22 protein-coding genes are annotated in these 23,843 nt (G+C 71.9%); 18 read left to right on the top strand and 4 right to left on the bottom strand.

All coding sequences use genetic code 11. From position 1 onward, the window contains the following. Positions 1-46: 46 nt before the first annotated feature. A complete protein-coding gene (locus ACZ5VQ_RS36075; protein ID WP_469108609.1) occupies positions 47-694 on the bottom strand; it encodes a dihydrofolate reductase family protein in 648 nt (215 codons plus the stop codon). Positions 695-932: 238 nt separating this feature from the next. Here ACZ5VQ_RS36075 and ACZ5VQ_RS36070 point away from each other — a divergent pair, with 238 nt between their 5' ends. Beyond that, positions 933-2,132 carry a hypothetical protein gene (locus ACZ5VQ_RS36070; protein ID WP_469108608.1) on the top strand — a complete coding sequence of 400 codons (1,200 nt, stop codon included), beginning with the start codon at positions 933-935 and terminating at the stop codon, positions 2,130-2,132. Between the two features lie 45 nt (positions 2,133-2,177). On the opposite strand, the gene ACZ5VQ_RS36065 is transcribed toward ACZ5VQ_RS36070, so the two are convergent. Beyond that, a complete protein-coding gene (locus tag ACZ5VQ_RS36065) occupies positions 2,178-2,705 on the bottom strand; it encodes a YbjN domain-containing protein (protein ID WP_189843291.1) in 528 nt (175 codons plus the stop codon). A 227-nt stretch (positions 2,706-2,932) separates the two neighbouring features. Between ACZ5VQ_RS36065 and ACZ5VQ_RS36060 the strand changes: the two genes are divergently transcribed. From ACZ5VQ_RS36060 to kynU, 9 genes are all read left to right on the top strand, one after another. Continuing rightward, positions 2,933-4,615 carry a polyamine aminopropyltransferase gene (locus ACZ5VQ_RS36060; RefSeq protein WP_469108607.1) on the top strand — a complete coding sequence of 561 codons (1,683 nt, stop codon included), beginning with the start codon at positions 2,933-2,935 and terminating at the stop codon, positions 4,613-4,615. 122 nt (positions 4,616-4,737) lie between these two features. Further along, complete coding sequence (locus ACZ5VQ_RS36055) at positions 4,738-5,637, top strand: SRPBCC domain-containing protein (protein ID WP_469108606.1); 900 nt, start codon at positions 4,738-4,740, stop codon at positions 5,635-5,637. A gap of 280 nt (positions 5,638-5,917) precedes the next feature. Then, positions 5,918-6,718, top strand: coding sequence for an aldose epimerase family protein (locus tag ACZ5VQ_RS36050; protein WP_469108605.1), 801 nt, complete (start codon positions 5,918-5,920; stop codon positions 6,716-6,718). 52 nt (positions 6,719-6,770) lie between these two features. After that, positions 6,771-7,319, top strand: a complete 549-nt coding sequence (gene pyrE, locus ACZ5VQ_RS36045; RefSeq protein ID WP_200397321.1) for an orotate phosphoribosyltransferase — start codon at positions 6,771-6,773, stop codon at positions 7,317-7,319. 222 nt (positions 7,320-7,541) lie between these two features. After that, positions 7,542-8,564 carry a class II fructose-bisphosphate aldolase gene (fbaA, locus tag ACZ5VQ_RS36040; RefSeq protein ID WP_469108604.1) on the top strand — a complete coding sequence of 341 codons (1,023 nt, stop codon included), beginning with the start codon at positions 7,542-7,544 and terminating at the stop codon, positions 8,562-8,564. Positions 8,565-8,640: 76 nt separating this feature from the next. After that, complete coding sequence (locus ACZ5VQ_RS36035; protein ID WP_469108603.1) at positions 8,641-10,134, top strand: MFS transporter; 1,494 nt, start codon at positions 8,641-8,643, stop codon at positions 10,132-10,134. Positions 10,135-10,323: 189 nt separating this feature from the next. Beyond that, a complete protein-coding gene (locus tag ACZ5VQ_RS36030) occupies positions 10,324-10,737 on the top strand; it encodes a DUF3151 domain-containing protein (RefSeq protein ID WP_307523418.1) in 414 nt (137 codons plus the stop codon). Between the two features lie 178 nt (positions 10,738-10,915). Then, on the top strand, positions 10,916-11,779 hold the full coding sequence (locus tag ACZ5VQ_RS36025; RefSeq protein WP_469108602.1) for a tryptophan 2,3-dioxygenase family protein: 864 nt from the start codon (positions 10,916-10,918) through the stop codon (positions 11,777-11,779). Further along, positions 11,772-12,986: a kynureninase gene (kynU, locus tag ACZ5VQ_RS36020; protein ID WP_469108601.1), complete on the top strand. Its 1,215-nt coding sequence runs from the start codon at positions 11,772-11,774 to the stop codon at positions 12,984-12,986. The genes ACZ5VQ_RS36025 and kynU overlap by 8 nt, the downstream gene beginning before the upstream one ends. 319 nt (positions 12,987-13,305) lie before the next feature. On the opposite strand, the gene ACZ5VQ_RS36015 is transcribed toward kynU, so the two are convergent. Then, positions 13,306-13,914 (bottom strand): TetR/AcrR family transcriptional regulator, encoded by a 609-nt coding sequence (locus ACZ5VQ_RS36015; protein WP_362071870.1) that lies wholly within the window; start codon positions 13,912-13,914, stop codon positions 13,306-13,308. Between the two features lie 246 nt (positions 13,915-14,160). On the opposite strand from ACZ5VQ_RS36015, the gene ACZ5VQ_RS36010 reads away from it, so the two are divergent. Then, positions 14,161-15,027: an alpha/beta hydrolase gene (locus ACZ5VQ_RS36010; RefSeq protein WP_362071872.1), complete on the top strand. Its 867-nt coding sequence runs from the start codon at positions 14,161-14,163 to the stop codon at positions 15,025-15,027. A 518-nt stretch (positions 15,028-15,545) separates the two neighbouring features. Here ACZ5VQ_RS36010 and ACZ5VQ_RS36005 read toward each other — a convergent pair. Next, the gene (locus ACZ5VQ_RS36005) at positions 15,546-15,806 is read right to left on the bottom strand and encodes a hypothetical protein (protein ID WP_469108631.1); all 261 of its coding nucleotides are present in this window, start codon (positions 15,804-15,806) and stop codon (positions 15,546-15,548) included. On the opposite strand from ACZ5VQ_RS36005, the gene ACZ5VQ_RS36000 reads away from it, so the two are divergent. The 7 genes from ACZ5VQ_RS36000 to ACZ5VQ_RS35970 all read left to right on the top strand — a co-directional run bounded on the left by ACZ5VQ_RS36000 (position 15,789) and on the right by ACZ5VQ_RS35970 (position 23,704). Then, positions 15,789-16,760, top strand: a complete 972-nt coding sequence (locus ACZ5VQ_RS36000; RefSeq protein WP_469108629.1) for an alpha/beta hydrolase — start codon at positions 15,789-15,791, stop codon at positions 16,758-16,760. The genes ACZ5VQ_RS36005 and ACZ5VQ_RS36000 overlap by 18 nt on opposite strands. Then, positions 16,753-17,952, top strand: a complete 1,200-nt coding sequence (locus ACZ5VQ_RS35995) for an acyltransferase family protein (protein WP_469108600.1) — start codon at positions 16,753-16,755, stop codon at positions 17,950-17,952. Before ACZ5VQ_RS36000 ends, ACZ5VQ_RS35995 begins: the two co-directional genes overlap by 8 nt. Before the next feature lie 256 nt (positions 17,953-18,208). Beyond that, positions 18,209-19,501, top strand: coding sequence for a sensor histidine kinase (locus ACZ5VQ_RS35990; RefSeq protein WP_469108628.1), 1,293 nt, complete (start codon positions 18,209-18,211; stop codon positions 19,499-19,501). Next, positions 19,498-20,172, top strand: a complete 675-nt coding sequence (locus tag ACZ5VQ_RS35985; RefSeq protein ID WP_362071876.1) for a response regulator transcription factor — start codon at positions 19,498-19,500, stop codon at positions 20,170-20,172. The genes ACZ5VQ_RS35990 and ACZ5VQ_RS35985 overlap by 4 nt, the downstream gene beginning before the upstream one ends. A 131-nt stretch (positions 20,173-20,303) precedes the next feature. Then, positions 20,304-21,650 (top strand): sensor histidine kinase, encoded by a 1,347-nt coding sequence (locus ACZ5VQ_RS35980; RefSeq protein WP_469108599.1) that lies wholly within the window; start codon positions 20,304-20,306, stop codon positions 21,648-21,650. Continuing rightward, the gene (locus tag ACZ5VQ_RS35975; RefSeq protein WP_469108598.1) at positions 21,647-22,312 is read left to right on the top strand and encodes a response regulator; all 666 of its coding nucleotides are present in this window, start codon (positions 21,647-21,649) and stop codon (positions 22,310-22,312) included. Before ACZ5VQ_RS35980 ends, ACZ5VQ_RS35975 begins: the two co-directional genes overlap by 4 nt. A 171-nt stretch (positions 22,313-22,483) precedes the next feature. Then, a complete protein-coding gene (locus ACZ5VQ_RS35970) occupies positions 22,484-23,704 on the top strand; it encodes a cytochrome P450 (protein ID WP_469108597.1) in 1,221 nt (406 codons plus the stop codon). Positions 23,705-23,843 lie beyond the last annotated feature (139 nt).

Raw genomic sequence — 23,843 nt, 5'->3', positions numbered from 1 at the left:
TCGGAGCGGTCGGATGGGCGGTGACGTCAGTTCCGACCGCTTCGCGTCACCTTCGCCAGAACAGGTGGTGCGTCACGCCGCTCGGGCTGGGCACGACCTCCAGATGGAACCGGTCGAGCAGCTCATCGGGGGACCCCCAGAGTCGTAGTCCGGACCCGAGCGTTGCCGGCGAGACCGCCACGTGCATGGTGTCGACAAGGTCGGCGTCAAGGAACTGCCGGATGGTGGTAACCCCGCCGCCGAGCCGGACGTCCTTGCCCTGTGCCGCCTCCCGTGCCTGCGCGAGGACCGTGGCCGGGTCGCCGTCGACGAAGTGGAACGTGGTGTCGGAGAGCGTGAACGACGGACGCTTGTGGTGAGTCATGACGAACACCGGGGTGCGGAACGGGGGCTCGTCACCCCACCAGCCGAGCCACTCGTGGTCGTGCCAGGGACCGCGCTGGGGCCCGAACTTGTTGCGGCCCATGATCTCGGCACCGATGTTGCGCTCGTAGTCTCGCGTGAAGTAGTCATCGAGGCCCCGGCTCCCCCCGGGATCGGTGCGCATGGGCCAGCTTGCCGTGGCGCCTGCCCAGGCGAACATCCTCTGGGGATTGATGGCACGGCCGAACGGGTGCTCGAAGCTCTGGTCCTCGCCGGCACCGATGCCGTCACTCGAGACCATGAAGTTCATGACTCTCAGCAGTTGATCCATGGGTTTCCTCGTCAGGTCCTGTCAACGTCATCGTGTGGCGAGGCGCCGCACATCATGATGTCGAACGAGACGTGGCCCAATCGACAGCGGCCCGTAGCTTTTTTCCAAGGCGCATCGGGAGCGGACCCGCCCGCGGTATGGCCGCGGCTTCGTCGGCGGACGTCCGCCTCGGGGGAATTCGCACTCGCCCAGCCGCGCGTTGCTCGCAAATGATACGAATTGCCAGCAATCTTCGGGTGTGACCCAAGCAAGTACCCTCGCGCCCCCGCCCCCCGCCGTCACAGAGCCCGCCACCGAGGGCCGTTCCCGTCCGCGTCCGTCCCCGGCGGCGGCGATGGGTACCGCCCTCGGGCTGTTCGCCGCCGCCCGGCTGCTGGGCGCCGCCGCGGTGGCCATGACCGCCTGGGCGACCGGCGGGCACCCGGTGCTCCTGCTCGGCCGGTCCTGGGACTCCGTCTGGTATCTGCGGATCGCCGGCGACGGCTACGGACGCAGCCTGCACTTCCGCCCCACCGTCGTCCACAGCGACCTGGCGTTCTTCCCGCTCTACCCGGGGCTGCTGCGGGCCGTCACCGAGCTGACCCCGCTCAGCGGCCCCGGCGCCGGCCTGCTGATCTCGTGGACGGCCGCCGCGGTCGCCGCCTGCGGGATCTACGCGATCGGCGCCCGGCTGCACGACCGTGCCGTCGCCACCACCCTGGTCCTCCTGTGGGGCCTGCTGCCGCACTCCGTCGTGCTCTCGATGGCGTACACGGAACCGGTCCTCACCGCCTTCGCCGCCTGGTCGCTGTACGCCGTCCTCACCGGCCGCTGGGTGTGGGCGGGCGCCCTCGCGGCCTGCGCGGGGCTGGCCCGGCCGAACGGCTTCGCCGTGGCGGCGGCCGTGCTCGCGGCGGCGGCGTACGAGGTCTTCAGGCGGCGTGGAAAGGTTTCCCACAGGCTGTGGACGGGCGCGGCGCTCGCACCCCTCGGCTGGGCCGCGTTCTTCCTGTGGGTCGGGCGGCGCAAGGGCGATCTGCTCGGCGGGTACTTCGAGGTGCAGCGGCTGTGGGGCTCACGCTTCGACTTCGGCCTCGGAGCGCTGCGCTTCGTCAAGCATCTGCTGCTCCACGGCGACCGGCTGGTCTTCCCCATGTCGATGGTGATCGTGGCGGCGGGCCTGCTGCTGTACGGGCTGCTGATCGCCGACCGCGCACCCCTGCCGCTGCTGGTCTACGCGGGCGCGCTGCTGCTCGTCGCGGTCGGCGGCGCCGGCTTCTTCGAGTGCAAGCCGCGTTTCCTGCTGCCGGCGTTCCCGCTGCTGCTGCCGCTGGCGTGTGCGCTGGTCCGGACGGCGAGAGCCCGACCGTGGCACGCGACCCTGGTGGTCGGCGCCCTGGCCGGGCTCTCGTTCGCGTACGGGGCGTACCTCGTCGTGCTCGCCCACAAGCCGCTGTGAGCCGCCGCGGGGCCGTGGCCCGCGGGACTCGTGCCCGAGTGAGGCCTACTCGTCCTCTTCGGGCTTGTCGGCCTCGTCGATCTCCTGCTCCAGGCCGAGCTGCTCGACGAGCCACTTGTCGAACTCGATGGCGGCCCGCACCCAGCTGACCGTGGACGACACGAAGTGCTCCAGGCTGACGCCCGTGCCGATCAGCATCTGCGCCTCGCCGATCAGGCGGACGGTGCCGTCGTCGTGCGTGTGGCTGTAGACCTTCGGCCACAGGGTGCGCCGGTTCCAGTCGTCGATCGACTCGAGGAGCTGGGGCTTCTCCTCGATCTGGTGCGGCCGGTCGTAGAACGTCCGCACCGAGAAGACCTGCTGGTCACCTTCGCCGCGGAACATGAAATACGTGCGGAACTGCTCCCACGGCGCCGCGAGGTCACCCTCGTCGTCGACGACATACTTCAGCTCCATTTGGTCCAGGAGCTGCTTCACAAGGTCCTGATCAGGGACGACGGGGCCCGCCGGTCCGCCGGGGTTCGGCTCGGGCTGGCCCCCGAAGTTCGGAATCGAGGACGGGTCGATAGACATTCGGTGGGTACTCCTGAGGATTGCACGTGGTTACCTGACTTCGACCCTAGCCGTGATCGGCGTTCAGTAGTCCTTTGGCCCCAGGAGAATCGGACAGAGCCGCGGGGCAAGCCCCGAAAGGGCCGTTCACGGCCCGTACGCGCCCTGGCCAAAGTATGCGTTCAGGCCCGAGTTTCCACACGTGTGGGTGACAGGACGCAGTTGTTCGGTGACGTACCGTTCGCTGGGTGATCGAGCCGCACGCCCCCGCCCAGCCCGGCACGGCCACGGACCGGCCGGGTACGGCCACGGACCGGCCGGGTACGGCCACGGACCGGCCCGGCACGGCCAAGGCCCCGCCGCCCCGGAGCGGCCAGGGCCCGGCGCCTCTGCCGGTCAGTACCGCCACCGGGCGGTTCCTCGTCCTCGCCGGCGTCTTCATCTGCGCGGCCTGCGGACTCGTGTACGAACTCGAACTCGTCGCCCTCGCCTCGTACCTGATCGGCGACTCGGTCACCCAGGCCTCCGTCGTGCTGTCCGTGATGGTCTTCGCGATGGGCCTCGGCTCGCTCGTCGCGAAGCGACTGCGCGGCCGCGCCGCGGCCGGCTTCGGCGCCGTCGAGGCGCTGCTCGCCCTCGTCGGCGGCTGCAGCGCGATGGCCCTGTACGCCGTCTTCGCCTGGACCGGCGACTGGGGCGGCGCCTGGGAGGGCGGCTCCAGCTACCTCCTCGTCGCCTTCTCCCTGGCCATCGGACTGCTCATCGGCGCGGAGGTCCCCCTGCTGATGGAGCTGATCCAGCGCATCCGCAGACAGGACGCGGGCGGCGCGGTCGCGGACCTGTTCGCCGCGGACTACGTGGGCGCGCTGGTCGGCGGCCTCGCCTTCCCCTTCCTGCTGCTGCCCCTGCTCGGCCAGCTGACCGCGACGCTGATCACCGGAACCGTCAACGCCATCGCGGGCGGCGCCCTCGTCCTCGGCCTGTTCCGGCAGGACCTGACCCGGCGCGGCCGCTGGCTGCTCGTCATCGCCAACCTCGTCGTGCTCGCGCTGCTCGCCTCGGCCGCGGTCCTGGTGGACGACTTCGAACGGGCCGCGCGGCACGCGGTGTACGGCAAGGACGTACGCGTGGCGATGCACACCGACGTCCAGGAGGTCGTCCTCACCGGCGGCACGGACGGCCGCCCCCTCGACCTCTATCTCGACGGTCGCCTGCGGGTCAGCGGCAGTGACGAACGCCGCTACCACGAGGCCCTCGTCCACCCCGCGATGAACGGCCCGCACGCGCGCGTGCTCGTCCTCGGCGGCGGCGACGGGCTCGCCGTACGAGAGGTGCTGCGGCACAGCGGCGTACGACAGGTCGACGTCGTCGAACTCGACACCCGGCTCGTGGAGCTGGCCCGCACCGACCGGGCGCTGTCCGAACTGAACGGACACGTCTACGGGGACCCGAGGGTGCGGGCGGTCGCCGCGGACGCCTTCGGCTGGCTGCGCCGGGCCCCGCGGGGCGCGTACGACGTCGTCGTCTCCGATCTGCCCGATCCCGGGATCACGTCCAGTACGAAGCTGTACTCGCAGGAGTTCTACGGGCTGGCCCGCGGCGTCCTCGCGGGCGGCGGGCGGCTCGTCGTGCACGCGGGGCCCGTGGCGTCGCGGCCGCGGACCTTCTGGACGGTCGACACGACGGTACGGGCGGCCGGCCTGCGGACCGCCCCGTACTCCGTGCCCGGACGCGACTCGGCGGCGGCGAGCCGGTCCCGGGCTCCGCACGACTGGGGGTTCGTCCTCGCGTCCCGTGCCCGGCCGCAGCTGCGTACGCCGCCGGGGGCCCCGTACGTACCGTCGCTGCGGGCGGGCGCGCGGGCGGCGGAACGCACCCGGCTCACCGGCCTTCCGCCGTCCACGCTGGTGCATCCGAGGTACGCGGACTGATTCCGCCCGACGCCGTATCGACCACGACATTGACTCCGACCGAGTCGCTCTGCCGACGGATCCGGGGGAATCCCCCGCATACAGAGGTGCGGTACGGGCCGTGCTGGGTAGGCTCGGCCGACATGGAGCATGAGGTGTTCGTTCCGGTTCCCGTCGAGTCGCTGCGCGAGGCTCTCGCCGATCCCGCGCGGGTGGCCCGGGCCGTGCCCGGGCTCCAGCAGGACGCGGGGACACCGCCCGTCTCCGGCCGCCTGAAGGTACGCGTCGGCGGGCACGCCATCACGTATCGCGGGGCGCTCACCGTCTCCCCGCACGACGACGGCACGTACGCCGTGGAGGCCGACGCGACCGAGGCCCGCGGCAGCGGCACGGTGAAGCTCGCCCTCACGTTGTCGCTGCGCGCGCGGGAGGACGACCCGAGTGGCTCGACCGTCACCTTCACCGGCACGGCGTCGGCCGACGGCCGGGTCACGGAACTCCCGGCGGACGCGGTGACCTCGGCCACGACCCGCCTGCTGAGCCGCTTCGCGGAGGGGCTGGCCGCGCCGGACGCGGGTACGGCTGCCTCCGGCGGTGAGCCGAGGACGACGGAGACGACCCCCGAACCCGAGGCGTCCACCCCTGCGCCCGAGGCGTCCGCCCCCGAGCCCGAGGTGCCCGCCCCTGCGCCCGAAGAGTCCGCCCCGGAGCCTCCGCCGGCCGAGGAGACCTCCTCGATCCACGAGGCCGAGGTTCCGCCTCCCTCTCCCGAACCGTTCGCCGAGGAGGACTTCGAGGGCGGTTTCGAGGACGACGCTGTCCCGGCGTCAGACGCTCCCGCCGAGGCGGCGCACGCCCGGCGCACGATGATCGGCCGCAGCGCGGAGGAGGTGGACCATGCGCCTCCGCGGGGGCGTTACGCCCCGGTCCCCGCGCCCGAGGCGACGGGGACCCGCGCGACCCTCCGCTGGGCGGCCCCCGCGGCGGCCTTCCTCCTGGCCTCGGCAGTAGTACTGGGCAGAGCCCTCCGCAAACGCCGGTAGATGCCTCGACTGCGGGCCCGGCGGGGGCTGGTCGCGCAGTTCCCCGCGCCCACAAAAGACAAAAGCCAGGGGCGCAGCCCCGCTTTTTAGGGGCGCGGGGAACTGCGCGCTCAGCCAAACGAACCCGCACCCGACACACCACACCAACCCCCACCCACCCAGGGGCGCGGGGCTGTGACATTTGCGGCTCCGCCGCGGGGCGCGACCAGCCCCCACCCACCCGCAGCCAAGCCACGACCCAAGTCCCCCAACCCCGCGGAGCGCCGCGTAGGGTTCCTGCGTGAGTAACGAAGACATCACGCTGACCGCGGCCGACGCGGAGGTGACCGTCCAGCCCGGCAACGGCGGACGAATCGGCGGACTGAAGGTCGACGGAGTCGAACTGCTCCGCCAGGGCAAGAAGTTCGGCTGCTTCCCGATGGTCCCCTGGTGCGGCCGCACCAGGGACGGCCGCTTCCTGAACGGTGCCACCCCCCACCAGCTCCCCCTCAACTCCCCACCCCACGCCATCCACGGCACCGCCCGCGACGCCGCCTGGCGCACGGCCCGCAGGAGCGAGAACGAGGCCGTCATCACGTACGACCTCGTCGACCCCTGGCCGTACGCCGGCCGTGTCACCCAGGTCGTCGCGCTGACCGCGGACACCCTGACGCTGACCATGTCGGTGGAGACGTACGACGACTCCTTCCCGGCGCAGATCGGCTGGCACCCCTGGTTCAACCGCAACCTGGGCGGTGGCGAGGGCACCGAAGACGTGCGGGTCGACTTCACCGCCGCCTGGCAGGAGGAGCGCGGCGACGACCACCTGCCCACCGGCCGCCGCACTGACCCGAAGCCCGGCCCCTGGGACGACTGCTTCGGGATGCCGGACGGGGTCGACGTCACCCTCACCTGGCCCGGGCAGCTGGAGCTGAACGTCGCCAGCCGCGAGCACTGGGTCGTCGTGTACGACGAGCAGGAGGCCGCCGTCTGCGTGGAGCCGCAGACCGGGCCGCCCAACGGGCTCAACACCCTGCCCCGCCTGGTCACCCCCATCGATCCCCTCGAAGCCACCACCACCTGGACGTGGCGGCGCCTCTGACCGGACGACCGGACAGGGCGACGGACCCGGTGGCGCCTCTAAGCTGACCCGCATGAGTGACGTACGCGGCGAGCTGCTGCAGCAGATCAAGGACAAGGCCGTGGTGCACGGCAAGGTGACCCTCTCCTCGGGCCTGGAGGCGGACTACTACGTCGACCTGCGGCGGGTCACCCTGGACGGCGAGGCCGCCCCGCTGGTCGGCCAGGTGCTCCTCGACCTGACGGCTGACCTGGAATTCGACGCGGTCGGCGGTCTCACCATGGGCGCCGACCCGGTGGCCGGCGCCATGCTGCACGCCGCGGCCGCGCGGGGCCGCCGCCTCGATGCCTTCGTCGTGCGCAAGGCGGCCAAGGCGCACGGCATGCAGCGACGCGTGGAGGGCCCGGAGATCGCGGGCCGCCGCGTGCTCGTCGTCGAGGACACCTCCACCACCGGCGGCTCCCCGCTCACCGCCGTCGAGGCCGTGCGCGAGGCCGGGGCCGAGGTGGTCGGTGTCGCGACCATCGTCGACCGTGCCACCGGTGCCGCCGAGAAGATCCAGGAAGGCGCGGGCGTCCCGTACCTCTTCGCGTACTCGAAGGACGAACTGGGCCTGGACTGAGCCCACTTCGAGTCCCGGTCCCATCCCTGGTCCCATCCCCGGCCCGAGACCCGGCCGGCCCGGGACCGGGTCCGAGCCCGCGCCGGGAGTTATCCACAGGCTGGACACGGAGGCCGGAGCATCCGGTCAAGTCTGGAAAGATGGGGACGACGATGACGTCACTCCCTAGGTCAGGGCCGTAAGCAGCAGAACGCCACCCGCACATACACAAGGAGCGGACAGATGCCGATCGCAACCCCCGAGGTCTACAACGAGATGCTCGACCGGGCGAAGGCAGGCAGGTTCGCCTACCCGGCCATCAACGTGACCTCGTCCCAGACCCTGCACGCTGCCCTGCGCGGCTTCGCGGAGGCCGAGAGCGACGGCATCATCCAGATCTCCACCGGTGGTGCGGAGTTCCTGGGCGGCCAGCACAACAAGGACATGGTGACCGGCTCGGTCGCCCTGGCCGAGTTCGCGCACATCGTCGCCAGGAAGTACGACATCACGGTCGCCCTGCACACGGACCACTGCCCCAAGGACAAGCTCGACGGGTACGTGCGCCCGCTGATCGCGGTCTCCGAGGAGCGCGTCGCCCGCGGCGAGAACCCGCTGTTCCAGTCCCACATGTGGGACGGCTCCGCGGAGACGCTGGCCGACAACCTGGCCATCGGCCAGGAGCTGCTCGCCCGCGCCGTCGCCGCGAAGATCATCCTTGAGGTCGAGATCACCCCGACCGGCGGCGAGGAGGACGGTGTCTCGCACGAGATCAACGACTCCCTCTACACGACGGTCGACGACGCCATCCGCACCGCCGAGGCCCTCGGCCTGGGCGAGAAGGGCCGCTACCTGCTGGCCGCGTCCTTCGGCAACGTGCACGGCGTCTACAAGCCGGGCAACGTCGTCCTGCGCCCCGAGCTCCTCAAGGAGCTGAACGAGGGCGTCGGCGCGAAGTACGGCAAGCCCTCCCCGTTCGACTTCGTCTTCCACGGCGGCTCCGGCTCCACGGCCGAGGAGATCGCCACCGCGCTGGAGAACGGCGTCGTGAAGATGAACCTGGACACGGACACGCAGTACGCGTTCACGCGCCCGGTCGCGGACCACATGTTCCGCAACTACGACGGCGTCCTGAAGGTCGACGGCGAGGTCGGCAACAAGAAGACGTACGACCCCCGCACCTGGGGCAAGCTCGCCGAGGCCTCGATGGCCGCGCGCGTCACGGAGGCCTGCGCCAACCTGCGCTCGACGGGCACGAAGATCAAGTAACCCTGTTTCGTACGGCTCGGGCCCGGTTCTCCCTTCGGAGAGCCGGGCCCCGCCGTGTGTCCGTATGCTCCGGTGTATGGCTGCCCCGCCGAAGGAGTCCCCGGCCGTCAGAATGTCGTCCCCCGCCGGGAAGTGGATCCTGCTGACCACCGTGCTCGGGTCGAGCATGGCGATGCTGGACTCGACCGTCGTGAACGTCGCGCTGCCGACGATCGGCCGCGATCTCGACTCGGACCTGGCGGGCCTCCAGTGGACCGTCAACGCGTACATGCTGACCCTCGCGGGCCTGATCCTGCTGGGCGGAGCTCTCGGCGACCGCTTCGGGCGCCGGAAGGTGTTCGTCGTCGGTGTGGTGTGGTTCGCGGCGGCATCGCTGCTCTGCGGGCTCGCGCCCAGCGCGGGCGTCCTCGTCGCGGCCCGCGCGCTGCAGGGCATCGGCGGCGCGTTGCTCACGCCCGGTTCGCTCGCGCTGATCCAGGCGTCGTTCCACCCGGACGACCGGGCGAGGGCCGTCGGCCTGTGGTCGGGCTTCGGCGGCATCGGCGCGGCGGTCGGCCCGTTCCTGGGCGGCTGGCTGGTGGACGGCCCCGGCTGGCGCTGGGTCTTCCTCCTCAACGTCCCGCTCGCGCTGCTCTGCGCCCCGATCGCCCTGCGCCACGTACCGGAGTCGAAGGACGACCGGATCCACGGGCGCGGCTTCGACGTGCTCGGCGCGGCCCTCGGCGCGCTGGCGCTGGCCCTGGTGACGTACGCCCTCATCGAGGCGTCCGCCGGATCGATGCCCGTCGTCGCCGTGACGGCGGCCGCGGGGGTCGCGGCGGGCGTCGCCTTCGTGATGGTGGAGCGGCGGCGGGCCGACCCGATGATGCCGCTCGACATCTTCGCGTCCCGCCAGTTTACGGCGGTCAACGTCGTCACCCTGTGCGTGTACGCGGCCTTCAGCGGCTTCTTCTTCCTCTCCGCGCTCCAGCTCCAGGTCGTGGCCGGGTACTCGGCCCTGGGCGCCGGCACGGCCCTGCTGCCGACGACGGTCCTGATGCTGTTCCTGTCGGCCCGCTCCGGCGAACTCGCCCAGCGCATCGGCCCCCGTATCCCGCTCACCGTGGGCCCGCTGCTGTGCGCGGCCGGGATGCTGCTGATGCTGCGGGTGGGCACCGACGCCTCGTACGCGTTCGACGTGCTGCCCGCCGTCCTGGTGCTCGGGCTCGGCATGGTGACGCTGGTCGCGCCCCTCACCGCGACCGTGCTCGCCTCCGTGGACACCGGCCGGGCGGGCCTGGCCAGCGGTATCAACAACGCGGCGGCCCGCGCGGCCGGCCTCGTCGCCGTGGCCGCGCTCCCGCTGCTGGCGGGGATGAGCGAGGAGGCGTACCGGTCGGCGGATGCCTTCGACGACGCGTTCCGGCGGGCGATGCCCCTGTGCGCGGGCATCCTGGTCGTGGGCGCGGTGATCGCCTACGCGACCGTACGCAAGCCTCCGCCGGGCTGTCTGCGCCCGGAATGTCTCACGCACGGCAGCGTGACGGCCCCGCCGCTGGAGCCGAACCAGTCGCGCGGGCGGCTGGAGTAGAGCGGCTGGAGTAGAGCGGCTGGGGTGGATCGGCCGGCGTAGAGGGGCCGGGCGCGGGGCGTCTGGAGGGGACGAGTCGGGCGCGCGTACGCCTCACGTGGGTGCGGCGAGTGGGCGGCGCGTTCGCCGGGGGAGTAAAGCGGGCCCGCGGTGCGCGCGCGGGCGTCAGGGCCAGGCAAACTGGAACCCATGGCCATCAACGAGAACCTCCTCGGGGGACCGCCCCCGACCCACCTGCCCGACGACCCGGAGCCGCGCGAGCTCCTGGCGAACGGCACACCGCCCGCCGATGTCGCCGCCAAGTACCCCACCTCCTCGCTCGCCTGGGCCCAGCTGGCCGACGAGGCGTACGAGCGCGGCAGCGTCGTCGAGTCGTACGCGTACGCCCGTACCGGCTACCACCGCGGTCTGGACTCCCTGCGGCGCAACGGCTGGAAGGGCCACGGCCCGGTGCCCTGGGAGCACGAGCCGAACCGCGGCTTCCTGCGCGCCCTGCACGGCCTCGCCCGTGCCGCGCAGGCGATCGGCGAGCAGGAGGAGTACGAGCGCTGCTCGCAGTTCCTGAAGGACTCCTCCCCGGCGGCGGCCCAGACCCTCGGCTGAGCCGGCGGGGCCGGTGACCGGCCCCGAACGGTCGCGTTTGTGCAGGTCCGCCTGGTGTGACCAGGCGGACCTTGCGGATCCGGGGCACGATTGTGGAGGATGCCCGTGGGGACCGGGGCCACCGTGTCGAATTCGGCAGGGGCGGACCGCTACCCGGAGTACACAACAGGAGACAGCGATGTCCCACCAGGCTCAGCCCCACGAGGCTTCGGAGCCCGAGACCCCGCATCTCGCCCCAAAACTAAATTGGAGCAGCCAGGGCACGACGCCGTACGAGGACTACGTCCAGGCGGACGTCCTCACCCACCTCCAGCACACCCTCTCCGACGATCCCGGAGAGATGGTCTTCCTGGTGACGACCCAGGTCATGGAGCTGTGGTTCACCGTCATCGTCCACGAGTGGGAGACCGCGGCGAAGGCGCTGCGCGAGGACCGGGTGCCGGTCGCGGTGGCGGCCCTGAAGCGGTCGGTACGGGAACTGGAGGCGCTGAACGCCTCCTGGAAGCCCCTCGGCCAGCTCACTCCGGCCCAGTTCAACTCGTACCGCAGCGCCCTCGGCGAGGGTTCCGGCTTTCAGTCGGCGATGTACCGCCGCATGGAGTTCCTGCTCGGCGAGAAGTCCTCGTCCATGCTCGTACCGCACCGGGGCGCGCCCCGTGTGCACGCCGAGCTGGAGAAGGCCCTGCACGAACCGAGCCTGTACGACGAGGTGTTGAGGCTGCTCGCGCGGCGCGGCCACGCGATTCCGACGTCGGTGACCGACCGTGACGTATCCCTGCGATACGACCCCTCACCGGAGGTCGAGACGGTCTGGACCGACCTGTATTCGGGCGACGAGGACGCCGAACTCGCCCGCCTGGGCGAGGCGTTGACCGATGTCGCCGAGCTCGTGTGGCGCTGGCGCAACGACCACCTGGTGGCCACGCGGCGGGCCATGGGCGCGAAGACGGGCACGGGCGGTTCCGCCGGGGTGGCCTGGCTGGAGAAGCGGGCGCAGAAGAACGTGTTCCCCGAGCTGTGGACGGCGCGGTCCCATGTCTGAGCCCGAGCTGCGGCCGAAGGCCGAGAAACTGGACGCGACGGACGAACTTGCCGGTCTGCGCGCCCAGTTCGTGTTGGACGACGCGGTCTATCTGGACGGCAACTCACTGGGCGCGCTGCCGCGCTCGGTCCCCGGGCGGGTCGAGGACGTCGTACGCCGCCAGTGGGGTTCGCTGCGGATCCGGTCCTGGGACGAGAGCGGCTGGTGGACCGCGCCGGAGCGGATCGGCGACCGGATCGCTCCGCTGGTGGGCGCGGCGCCGGGGCAGATCGTGGTCGGCGACTCGACAAGTGTCAACGTCTTCAAGGCTGTTGTGGGCGCGGTGCGCCTGGCGGCCGAAAAGGAGGCCGGGAGTGCAGGGGAGTCGGGCCGGGACGAGGTCCTGGTGGACGCGACGACGTTCCCCACGGACGGCTACATCGCCGCGTCGGCCGCCCGCCTCACGGGCTGCACGCTGCGTCCGGTGACGCCGGACGAGGTGCGGGGCGCCCTGAGCAATCGCACGGCGGCGGTACTGCTGAACCACGTCGACTACCGCACGGGCCGCCTGCACGACCTGCCGTCCCTGACGGCGGCGATCCACGCGGTGGGAGCGGTCGCGGTCTGGGACCTGTGCCACAGCGCGGGAGCCCTGCCGGTGGGCCTCGACGAGCACGGCGTGGACCTGGCGGTCGGCTGCACCTACAAGTACCTGAACGGCGGCCCGGGTTCACCCGCGTACCTCTACGTCCGCGAGGACCTCCAACCGCGCTTCGACTCACCCCTCCCGGGCTGGAACTCCCACGCCGACCCCTTCGGCATGACCCCGGACTACACCCCGGCCCCCGGCGCCCTCCGCGGCCGCGTCGGCACCCCCGACATCCTCTCCATGCTCGCCCTGGAGGCGGCACTGGAGGTCTGGGACGACGTGTCGATCGAGTCGGTCCGCACCAAGTCCCTGGCCCTGACCGACTTCTTCCTGGAATGCGTCGAGGCATACGTCCCCGAGGGCGCGGTGGAGTCGGTAACTCCCACCACCCACACGGAACGCGGCAGCCAGGTGGCCCTCCGCTGCGCCGACGCCGGCGACGTCATGCGCCGCCTGATCGACAGGGGCGTCATCGGCGACTTCCGCGAACCGGACGTACTGCGCTTCGGCTTCACACCGCTGTACGTGGGGTTCGGGGATGTGGAGAGGGCGGCGCGGGTTTTGGGGGAGATGTTCTAGCGGGGCTGGGGGTTGGGGCTTTGGCTGGTCCGGTGCTTGGGCCTTCGGTTGGCTCGGTGCTTGGGTCCTCGGTTGGTTCGGGGTTCGAGCTTCCGGCTGGGCCGGCGCTTGATTTTTCAGCCTGTCCGGCGTTTGAGGACGAGGCTGTTCAGGCCGATTTCCCACCCACCCCGCCAGCCACCGCCCACCTCTCAGCCCGTCCGGCGTTTGAGGACGAGCGCGTTCAGCGCGATGCGGGGGTCTGGGGGCGGAGCCCCCAGAAGGGACGGGAATGGGTAGGGGCGGCGGGGGCGAAGAATGCTGAGGTTGCCCCCGGCGTTCACGCCCCCACAACGAACACCCCGGCCCGCGCGGCCACAACCGCGGCCTCCGCCGCCCGATCGGCCGCGGCCACGCCGGGAGCCACCCCCGTCGTGAGCAACGTGTAGTAGAGGGGCGCCGAGACGGCCCGTACGACCTCACCCGCATCCGTCCCCACCGGCAACTCCCCCCGAGCAACCCCCTGTTCCACACACGGCGCCCACTCGCCAACCCGCACCTCATAGAACCGCCGCAACGCCTCCGCAGTACGCCCGTCCCCCGTAGCCGCAGCAATCACCGCCCGAAACAACGCCCCCTGCCGGGGATCGGCCAACGTCCCCCGAACAAGCCGCGCATTGGCCCGAAGATCACCGAGCACGGCCCCCGTCTCCGTACGCGGCAACGACTCCTCGGCCATCTCGGCAAGCAGATCCGCGACGAGCCCCGTCACGCTCCCCCACCGCCGGTACACCGTGGTCTTGCCCACCTCGGCCCGCCGCGCGACATCCGCCAGATCGAGATGGGCGAACCCCTGCTCGGCGAGCACGTCCCCGGCGGCCCGCAGCACGGCGGCCCGCACCCGCGCGGTACGCCCCCCGGGACGAACGGTGCCGGGCTCAGCGGACATGGCGGGCTCCTTCATGGACGTACGGCGGCCGCGGCCGAGGCGCTTCGCCGAGGCATTCAACGGAGGAGCGCGGCTACCACCAGCGTAACGAAACAATAGAACCATTTGCCCCTCACTGAGGGTCACAGCCGCGTGTTGAGGCACGTCACCGGCCTGATACCGTCCCGCCAACGGTCCGCCCGCCGGAGCGTGTTGACAGGCGGACCGCGCAGGTGAACGCACACCGCACCGCTGAGAGGTTGGAGCATGCCGGACGACGCCCGCGACGCCGCGGAGGAGGAGTCGGCCTTCTCGCATCCGCCCGTCGACCCCGACACCACCACCGCGTACGGCGACCACCCCGACCAGGTCGTCGACTTCTACGCGCCGCGCGGCGGCGAGGAACGCGCCCCGCTCGTCGTCGTCCTGCACGGCGGCGCCTGGCGGGCACCGTACGACCGGCGGCACATCACGCCGTTCGCGGACTTCCTGGCCAGACGGGGTTTCGCCGTGGCCAACGTCGAGTACCGGCGCGGCGGCACCATCCCGGCCCAGGGCGGCGAGGGCCCGGTCGCGGGACGCTGGCCGGACACGTTCGACGACGTGGCGGCGGCGCTCGACGCGATGCCGGGACTCCTGCGCGAGGCCCTGCCGCAGGCAGACCCGCGCCGCATGGTGGTCACCGGGCACTCGGCGGGCGGTCAGCTGGCTCTCTGGGCCGCGGCCCGCCACCTGCTGCCGGCCGACGCACCGTGGCGCACGGACCGCCCCGCCCCGCTGCGGGGAGTCGTCGCACTCGCCCCGATCGCCGACTTCACGGTCGCGGAGAAGCTGGACGTCTGCTCCGGCGCGTCCCGCCAACTCCTGGGCGGGGAGGCGAAGTTCGGGGAGCGCCAGCCGTACGCCGATCCGGCGCTGCTCCTCCCGACGGGCATCGCCACGACGTTGGTGCAGGGCCGCACGGACGTCGTCGTACCGCAGGCGGTCGCGGAGGCATACGCGGACGCGGCGGCCAAGGCCGGCGAGGTGGTCGGCCTGACGCTCCTGGAGGACGTGGGCCACTTCCCCCTGATCGACCCGGCGGCGGACGCGTGCGCGGTGGTGGCGGAGGAGATCGCCCAGCTGGCCTGGTAGCGGCGCGGGGAACTGCGCGCCCAGCCCCCACGCTCCCGCAGACGCGTCGGCGAGAGCCTGCCGATCACGGGTGCGCCAATCACGGGTGTGGAGCCGGTACGGAAGCCGACGCGCGGCGGCCGCCGACGCACGGCCGCTGCCGGTGCGGGGCCAGTGCTGGTGCGGGGCAAATACCGATGCGGGGCCAGTACCGGTGCGGGCCACTTCCGGGCGGGGCTGGGACGGGAACAGAGCCGCTGCCGGAACAGAGCCGCTGCCGGAACAGGGCCGCTCCGGCGCGGAGCCAAGGCGACCCCGGTGATACCCGTAATACCTGAGAGCTACCCCGCAGGTGAGCTCCCTGGCGGGACGCCGACCACAAGCCCAGATCCGTAACTTCCTTCTCAGTTGGGCCCGATGGACGGGCAAACCGAGACGGGGGCACACGGATGGGGCTACGGGGGAGGGCGAACGCGGAACGGACCGCGGCGCGACCGAAACGGCCACAGCGATCGGGCGGGCCGGTCCAGCCGGTCCAGTCAGGTCAGCCGGTTCATCCAGGTCAGCCGAGCCAGAAGGACGGACCGGTTCGAGCAGGTCAGCCGAGCCAGAAGGACGGACCGGTTCAGGCAGGTCAGCCGAGCCAGAAGGACGGACCGGTTCATCCAGGCCAGCCGAGCCAGAAGAATCGACCGGTTCAGGCAGGCCAGCCGGTTCGGCCGGGCCGTCCAGCCCAGCCGGTTCAGCCAGACCTGCCGGGCCAGCCAGACCTGCTGGGCCATCTGGGCCAGCCAGGCCATCCCGGCAGGCGCCCCCGATGGCCCCGCGCCCGTCGCGGCCTGCTTGCCGCCCTGATCACAGGGGCGCTCGTCGCCCCGATCTCCGCCGCGGCCGCACATCCGGAGATACCGGCACCCGCCCCGGCGCGCATCGCCACGGTGACCGCCACCACGCTGGACAGCGCCTACGCGGCGAACCGGGCGAACGCCGCCGAGGCCTCGCGCATGGCCGCGGCCCACGGCGACCGCGGCCGGGCGGCAGCCGTCGGCTCCATGGCGGACCCGGCCCGTCACTTCCTCACCTTCGACGCCCGCGGCCCCGGCCGAGCCGCCGAGGTCTTCGGCGGCCTGGCGAAGGCCGACCACGTGGCGGTCCTCGTGCCCGGCTCCGACACGAGCCTGGACACGTACGACCGCTTCCGCGCCGGCGCCCTCGCCCTGCACCAGCGGCTCGGCCCACGCGCCGCGGTGATCGCCTGGCTCGGCTACGACACGCCCGGCACGATCGGCCCGGACGTCCTCACCACGGGCCTGGCCAAGGAAGCGGCACCCGAACTGCGGGAGTTCATGGGCGAGTTGAGGGCGGTGAACGGGCACGCCCGGCTCACCCTGCTGTGCCACTCGTACGGGACGGTCGTGGGCGCCCGCGCGGCAAGCGGCCTCGACATCTCGGACCTGGTGCTCATAGGCAGCCCCGGCACGGGCGTGGACGCGGTGGCCGGCCTGCACACGAAGGCGCGCGTCTGGGCCGGCCGCGGCGGCGACGACTGGATCGCGGACGTCCCGCACACCAGGGCCGACCTCTTCGGCACGACGGTCGGCTTCGGCACCGACCCCGTGTCCCCGGCCTTCGGCGCCCGTGTCTTCGCGGCGGGCGACGGCGGCCACAGCGACTACCTCAAGCCGGGTTCGGTGTCCTTGGCCAACCTCGCCCGGATCGTGCTCGGCGAGACATCGGAGATGACCCATGGATGAGGTGATACGCCGACTGCGCCTCGGCGCCGAGCGGATCGACGCGGCGACACCGGCCGACCGGGACCGTTCCGTCGACGCCCTGCGTACCTTCGCGATACTCGGCGTCGTGCTCGGCCACTGGCTCGTCACGGCCCTGGTCGCGGACGGCGGCAGGCTGCGCACGTCGAGTCCGCTGGCGCACATGCCCTGGCTTGCGCCGATCTCGTGGGTCTTCCAGACGCTCGCCGTGTTCTTCCTGGTGGGCGGTCACGTGGCGACGAAGAGCTACGCGTCGGCACGGTCGCGCGGGACGACGTACGGACACTGGCTCGGTACGCGCCTGTCCCGCCTCTTCAGGCCGGTGGCGGCCGTCCTCGGGCTGTGGACCGTGGCCACGGTCGGCCTGCTCGTGACGGGCGCGGACCTGAAGACGGTCCACGCGTTGCTGAAGCTGGTCCTGTCCCCACTCTGGTTCCTGCTGGTCTTCGCCGCGCTGACGGCGGTGACCCCGCTGGTGACCCGGGTGAACCCGTTGTGGCCGCTGGCCGTCGTTCTCCATGTGGACCTCATCCGCTTCGGATTCGGCGGCCCGGCCTGGCTGGGCTGGGTCAACGTGGCGGCGGGCTGGCTCGTGCCGTACACGCTGGGCGCGGCCTGGACGCGGGGCGAACTGACCCGTCGTTCGGGCCGGGTGCTGCTCACGGGCGGCGCGGCGGTGACCGCCGGGCTCGTCGCGTGGGGCGGCTATCCGGCGTCCATGGTCGGCGTCCCCGGCTCCTCGGTCTCCAACCTCAACCCGCCGACCCTGGCCGCGGTCACCTTCGGCCTGGCCCAGTGCGGTCTGGCGCTGCTTCTGCGCGAGCGTCTGCGCCGGGCGATGCGCCGGCCGGTGCTCTGGGCGTGGGTCGCCTTCGTCAACCTCTCAGCGATGACGATCTTCCTGTGGCACCAGACGGCACTGATGTCGGTCACCGCCACGGGCCTCCTCGCAGGCCGGCTCCCCGGCCTGCACACCACCCCGGACGACCTCGCGTGGGTGGCGTTCCGGCTTGCCTGGCTCCCGGTCTTCGCCCTCGCCCTGGCAGTGTGCTGGGCGGCCTTTCGTTCCTACGAGCAGGGGCACCGCGGCCGCGGCCGTCGTGCCCGTCGTCCGTCACGTGTCGTCCGCACCCACCGCGTCGCCGTGGAAGCGAACGAGGTCCGGCGTGCCTAGGGTTGACGGCGTGGACGACGCCAAGGACGCCCGGACAGAGGACGACACCACCTCGGCCCCGCCCCCACCTCCGGAGATCCGCCCCGCCGTGCCTCTGCCCGCCCGCTCCGAGCGCTCCGTCAGCGCTACCGGCTCCACCGACCCCGACCCCAGCAGCCTCACCGGTCCTGCCGACCCCGCCTCGGCGCCTCGCGCCCGCCGCTCCCTGTCCGCCCTTCTCGCGGGCCTCTCGTCCGGCAGCGCGCCGCTGCCGCCGATGTCCCGGCCCCGTTGGCTGCGCAGGCTGCCGCATGTCGTGATCTGCCTGATCGCTGTCGTCGTCGCGATCGGCAGCATCGACGAGTTGAGCACCAGCTACCGGCTGGGCGTCGAGTTCGGTCTGCTGGCCGGGGCGGCGCAGGGCGTGGCGCTCGTACTCGCCCTGTGGCGGCCCTTCCCGGCGTGGTGGCTGTCGCTGTCCGCGACGTTCATCGCCGCCGTGGCCGCGCGGTCGAACATGACGGACATGGTGCCCCCGGGCCCCAACTGGCCGTGGATCGGGCCCACGATCGCCGCGCACGCCCTCATCCTGTTCCTGCTCGCCCTGCGGCTGCCCGCCCGCGTGGCCCTCGCGGTGCTGGCGGTGACCGGACTGGTCACGGCCTTCGTGCAAGGCGGCCTCGGCGGCGGTCCGTACTCGGGTACGGGCGTGCTGTCGGTCTCCGTGTTCGCCGTCGCAGTCCTCCTCGGCACCGCCCTGCGCGGCAGCCGCGAGGCACGCACCCAGCTGGTCGAGCAGGAGTACCTGACGGCGGAGGAGCGTTCCCGCCGCACCCTGCTGGAGGAGCGCAACCGCATCGCCCGCGAGCTGCACGACGTCGTCGCCCACCACATGTCGGTCATCTCCATCCAGGCCCAAGTGGCCCCGCACCTGGTGGAGAACCCCTCCGACGAGCTGAAGGAGAACCTCGACGGCATCCGACAGAACGCGTTGGAGGCGCTCACCGAACTGCGCAGGGTCCTCGGAGTGCTGCGCTCGGAGAACCCCGACGACGCGTACGGCCTCGGCGCCGGCACCGGCGCCGCGCCCGACGCTCCCCAGCCCACCCTCGACCGCCTCGACGCGCTCGTCGAGAACACCCGCGCCGCCGGGCTCGCGGTGACCACGGAGATCACCGGCGAGCAGCTCCCGTTGCCGCCCGGCGTGGAGCTGTCCGCGTACCGGATCGTCCAGGAGGCGCTGAGCAACGCGCTGCGGCACGCGCCCGGTTCCGTGGTGCGGGTTGAGCTCACGCACTTCCCGCGCGGCCTGCAGATCCGGGTCGTCAACTCCTCGCCGAGCCACCCCGCCCCGCCGTCGCCGGGTGCCGGGCACGGTCTGCTCGGGATGCGGGAGCGGGCGATGATGCTCGGTGGGACCCTCATGGCCATGGAGACGGCCTGCGGCGGTTTCACGGTGGCAGCGTTCCTGCCGCGTTCGGCGGCCACCGCCTCCCGCACTCCCACTCCCCGTCCCGACGACTCGACCGGCCCCAAGGGCCCACCGGACCCCACAGGAGACACTTCATGACGAGCGGCAGCATCCGCGTACTCATCGCCGACGACCAGCAGATGGTCAGGCAGGGCTTCACGGTGCTGCTCAACACCCAGCCCGACATCGACGTGGTCGGCCAGGCGGTCGACGGCCTGGACGCCATCGCCAAGGTCGCCGAACTCGCCCCGGACGTCGTCCTGATGGACATCCGCATGCCCGAACTCGGCGGCATCGAGGCCACCCGCCGCATCACCGAGAAGACCCCGCAGATCAGAGTCCTGGTGCTGACCACCTTCGACCTCGACGAGTACGTGTACGACGCGCTGCGCGCGGGTGCCTCCGGCTTTCTGCTGAAGGACGCGTCCGCCGACCAGCTCGCCGAGGCGATCCGGGTGGTGGCCGCCGGCGACGCGCTGCTCGCGCCCGGCATCACCCGGCGGCTCATCGCGGAGTTCTCCCGGCTGGACTCCACGCCCCGTGCCCCGCTCAAGCAGCGCGTCGGCGAGCTGACCGAGCGCGAGACGGAGGTGCTCGCCCTCATCGCGCAGGGCCTGTCGAACGCGGAGATCGCCGAGCGGCTCTTCGTCGCCGAGCAGACCGTGAAGACCCACGTGGGCCGCATCCTCGTGAAGCTGGGCCTGCGGGACCGCACCCAGGCGGCGGTGTTCGCGTACGAGTGCGGGCTGGTGCGCCCCACCGGCTACTGAGCGCCCCGGCGGCCACGGGCGGCACTGCCCCGAAGGACACCCGGTCGTACCCGTAGTACCTGAGAGGGAGGCTGAATGACCCTTCTCACTGGTGACGACCACTACGCCGGTCTCCGCCTACCGTTCTGTATGTGACCGAGACGACGCAGACGCAGACGACACCGCCAGGCGGTGCCAGGCAGCGCAGCCCCGAGTTCCAGCTGGCGATGGACGCGTCGCGGGGGCTGCGCCAGGACCTCTTCCACGACGCCTTCGCCGTCCGCCCGCTTCCCAGGATGCGTGTGGACGGCCGCCTGACCCGGCGGCTGCCGTCGCGCCTGCGGGAGCAGGCGGCCTGGACCCCGCACACAGTGGTGGGACTGGCCGGCCTGGTGGCGCTGCTCGTCTCCCTCGCGGGCAACGGCGGCGGTGATCTCGTCCAGCTCCTGACCGGCCTCCTCGCACTGGGCACGATCCTGCTGACCCTGCTCAGGCCGGTCGGCGCCTTCTGGATCTCCCTCGCGGTGACACCGGTCGTGGCCCTGTTCGGCAACGACTGGGGGAGCGACTGGCCCTGGCTGCCCGGCGCCTTCGCGACCCAGTTGATCGTGCTCACGGTCGTGGCGCTGAGGACCAGACCCCGCACGGCAGCCTGGATGTGGGCGCTGACCGCGGCGTACGGCCTGTTCGCGGAGGTCTTCTTCGGAGGCAGCCACTACTACACCAACACCATGCCCTTCCTGTTCGTGAGTGCGCTGGCACTGCTGGTCGTCACGGTGTGGCATGTGCGGCACGACGCCGCGCAGAAGGTGACCGCCCAGGAGACGGTGACCGCGCACGAGCGTTCCAAGCGCACCCTTCTCGAAGAGCGCACGACGATCGCCCGCGAGCTGCACGACGTGGTCGCCCATCACATGTCGGTGGTCGCCATCCAGGCGGAGGCGGCCCCCTACCGCGTGGAGAACCCACCGCCGGAGCTGGAGTACGCCTTCGCGGTGATCAGGGAGAACGCGGTCATAGCCCTCTCTGAGCTGCGCCGGGTCCTCGGTGTCGTACGGGCCGAGGACTACGAGGCCCCGGACGCCCCGCAGCCCACGCTCGCGGATCTGGACCGGCTCCTGGAGAACGTGCGGGACGCGGGACTCGCCGTGGACAAGACGGTCACCGGGGCGGTGCGCGAGCTTCCGCAGGGCGTCGAGCTGTCGGCGTACCGAATAGTCCAGGAGGCGCTGAGCAACAGCCTGCGGCATGCGCCGGGCGCCGCGGCCAAGGTGGAGATCGGCTATGTGCTCGGCGGACTCGGACTGCGCATCGTGAACGGTCCCGCGACCGGCCTGATCAAGCCCTCACCGGGCGCCGGGCACGGCATCACGGGCATGCGGGAGAGGGTGTCGATGCTGGACGGGGAGATGACGGCGGCGACGACGGACGACGGGGGCTACGAGGTCGCGGTCTTCCTCCCCGTCCCGGCGGCGGCACCGACGGAGGACTCCGCATGACCATCCGCGTACTGATCGCCGACGACCAGATGATGGTCCGCGAGGGCTTCTCGGTGCTGCTCGGCGCGATGCCGGACATCGAGGTCGTCGGCGAGGCGGTCAACGGCCGCGAGGCCGTGGACCGGGTCCGGGAGCTGGGGCCGGACGTGGTCCTGATGGACATCCGGATGCCCGAGATGAACGGCATAGAGGCGACCCGCGAGATCGTGGCGGCGAACGGTGCGTCGAAGGTGCTCGTCCTCACGACGTTCGACCTCGACGAGTACGTGTACCAGGCGCTGCGCGCCGGAGCCTCCGGCTTCCTCCTGAAGGACGCCTCCGCCCGGCAGCTCGCGGACGGGGTGCGCGTGGTCGCGGCCGGCGAGGCACTGCTGGCGCCCTCGGTGACGAAGCGGCTGATCACGGAGTTCTCGAAGCTGGCCGAGGAGCCCCGGCTGTCGTCCACCGCCCAGGCGGCCTACGGAGACCTGACCGAGCGCGAGACGGAGGTCCTGGTCCTCATAGCCCAGGGCCTGTCCAACGCCGAGATAGCCACCCGACTGGTAGTGGCCGAGTCCACCATCAAGACCCACGTGAGCCGCATCCTGGTCAAACTGGGCCTGCGGGACCGCACCCAGGCGGCGGTGTTCGCCTACGAGGCCCGCTTGGTCACCCCGGGCTGACGGGCTGCCCCGAAGAGGCGCTCGTCAGGGGCGCGGGGCGGTGACATTTGCGGCTCCGCCGCGGGGCGCGATCGGTCACGGCGCACCCGCACGTCCCCACCGGCCCGTGGACAGCCTCAGAAAGAGGGACGGCCCTGGTCAGACAGGGACACCTCCGGTTAGCGTCCGGTCATGGCAGCTACCAAGACCCCGCCGGCTTTCGACCCCTGGGACCAGGCCTTCCTGGCCAACCCCTACCCCGCGTACGCGGACCTCCGTGCCCAGGGCCGGGTCCACTACTACGAGCCCACCAACCAGTGGCTGGTCCCGCACCACGCGGACGTGTCGGCGCTGCTCAGGGACCGGCGCCTGGGCCGGACATACCAGCACCGGTTCACGCACGAGGACTTCGGGCGCACGGCACCGCCGGCCGAGCACGAGCCGTTCCACGTGCTGAACGACCACGGGATGCTCGACCTGGAGCCCCCGGACCACACGCGGATCCGGCGGCTGGTGTCGAAGGCGTTCACCCCGCGGACGGTCGAGCGGCTGCGGCCGTACGTGGACCGGATGGCGTCCGAGCTGGTCGGCGAGCTAGTCGAGGCCGGGGGTGGCGACCTGCTGACGGTCGTCGCCGAACCGCTTCCGGTGGCGGTCATCGCGGAGATGCTGGGGATCCCGGAGTCCGAGCGGGCGCAGTTGCGGCCCTGGTCGGCGGACATCTGCGGGATGTACGAGCTGAACCCGTCGGAGGAGACGGCTCAGAAGGCGGTGCGGGCGTCGGTCGAGTTCACCGAGTTCCTGCGGGAGCTGATCGCGGTCCGGCGCAAGGAGCCGGGGGACGACCTGGTCTCGGGGCTGATCGCGGCGTACGACGAGGGGGACCGGCTCAGTGAGCAGGAGATGATCTCGACGTGCGTGCTCCTGCTGAACGCGGGCCACGAGGCGACGGTGAACGCCACGGTGAACGGGTGGTGGGCGCTGTTCCGGAACCCCGGTCAGCTGGCGGCGCTCCGGGCGGACTGGGGGCTGGTGGGTACGGCGGTGGAGGAGCTGATGCGGTACGACACGCCGTTGCAGCTGTTCGAGCGGTGGGTGCTCGACGAGATCGAGGTGGACGGGACGGTGATTCCCCGGGGGAGCGAGGTGGCGTTGCTGTTCGGCTCCGCCAACCATGACCCGGCGGTGTTCGCCGAGCCGGAGGCGCTGGATCTGTCCCGGCCGGAGAATCCCCACATCTCCTTCAGCGCGGGGATCCACTACTGCATCGGGGCGCCGCTCGCCCGGATCGAACTGGCCGCGTCGATGGGGGCGTTGCTGGACCAGGCTCCTGCGCTCAGGCTCGCTGCCGAGCCCGAGCGGAAGCCGAACTTCGTGATTCGGGGGTTGGAGGGGCTGCTTGTCGAGGTGTGACGGACGAGGGCGGGTGGGGCCGGTGGTGATGCGCGGGTCGGTGAGGGCTGGTCGCGCCCCGCGGCGGAGCCGCAAAATGTCACCGCCCCGCGCCCCCAAAAGATTGCGCAGTTCCCCGCGCCCCTGAGGGGGCGGCCCC

Source organism: Streptomyces sp. NPDC033178 (assembly GCF_055577685.1).
This window is presented reverse-complemented; position numbering and strand designations above follow the sequence as displayed.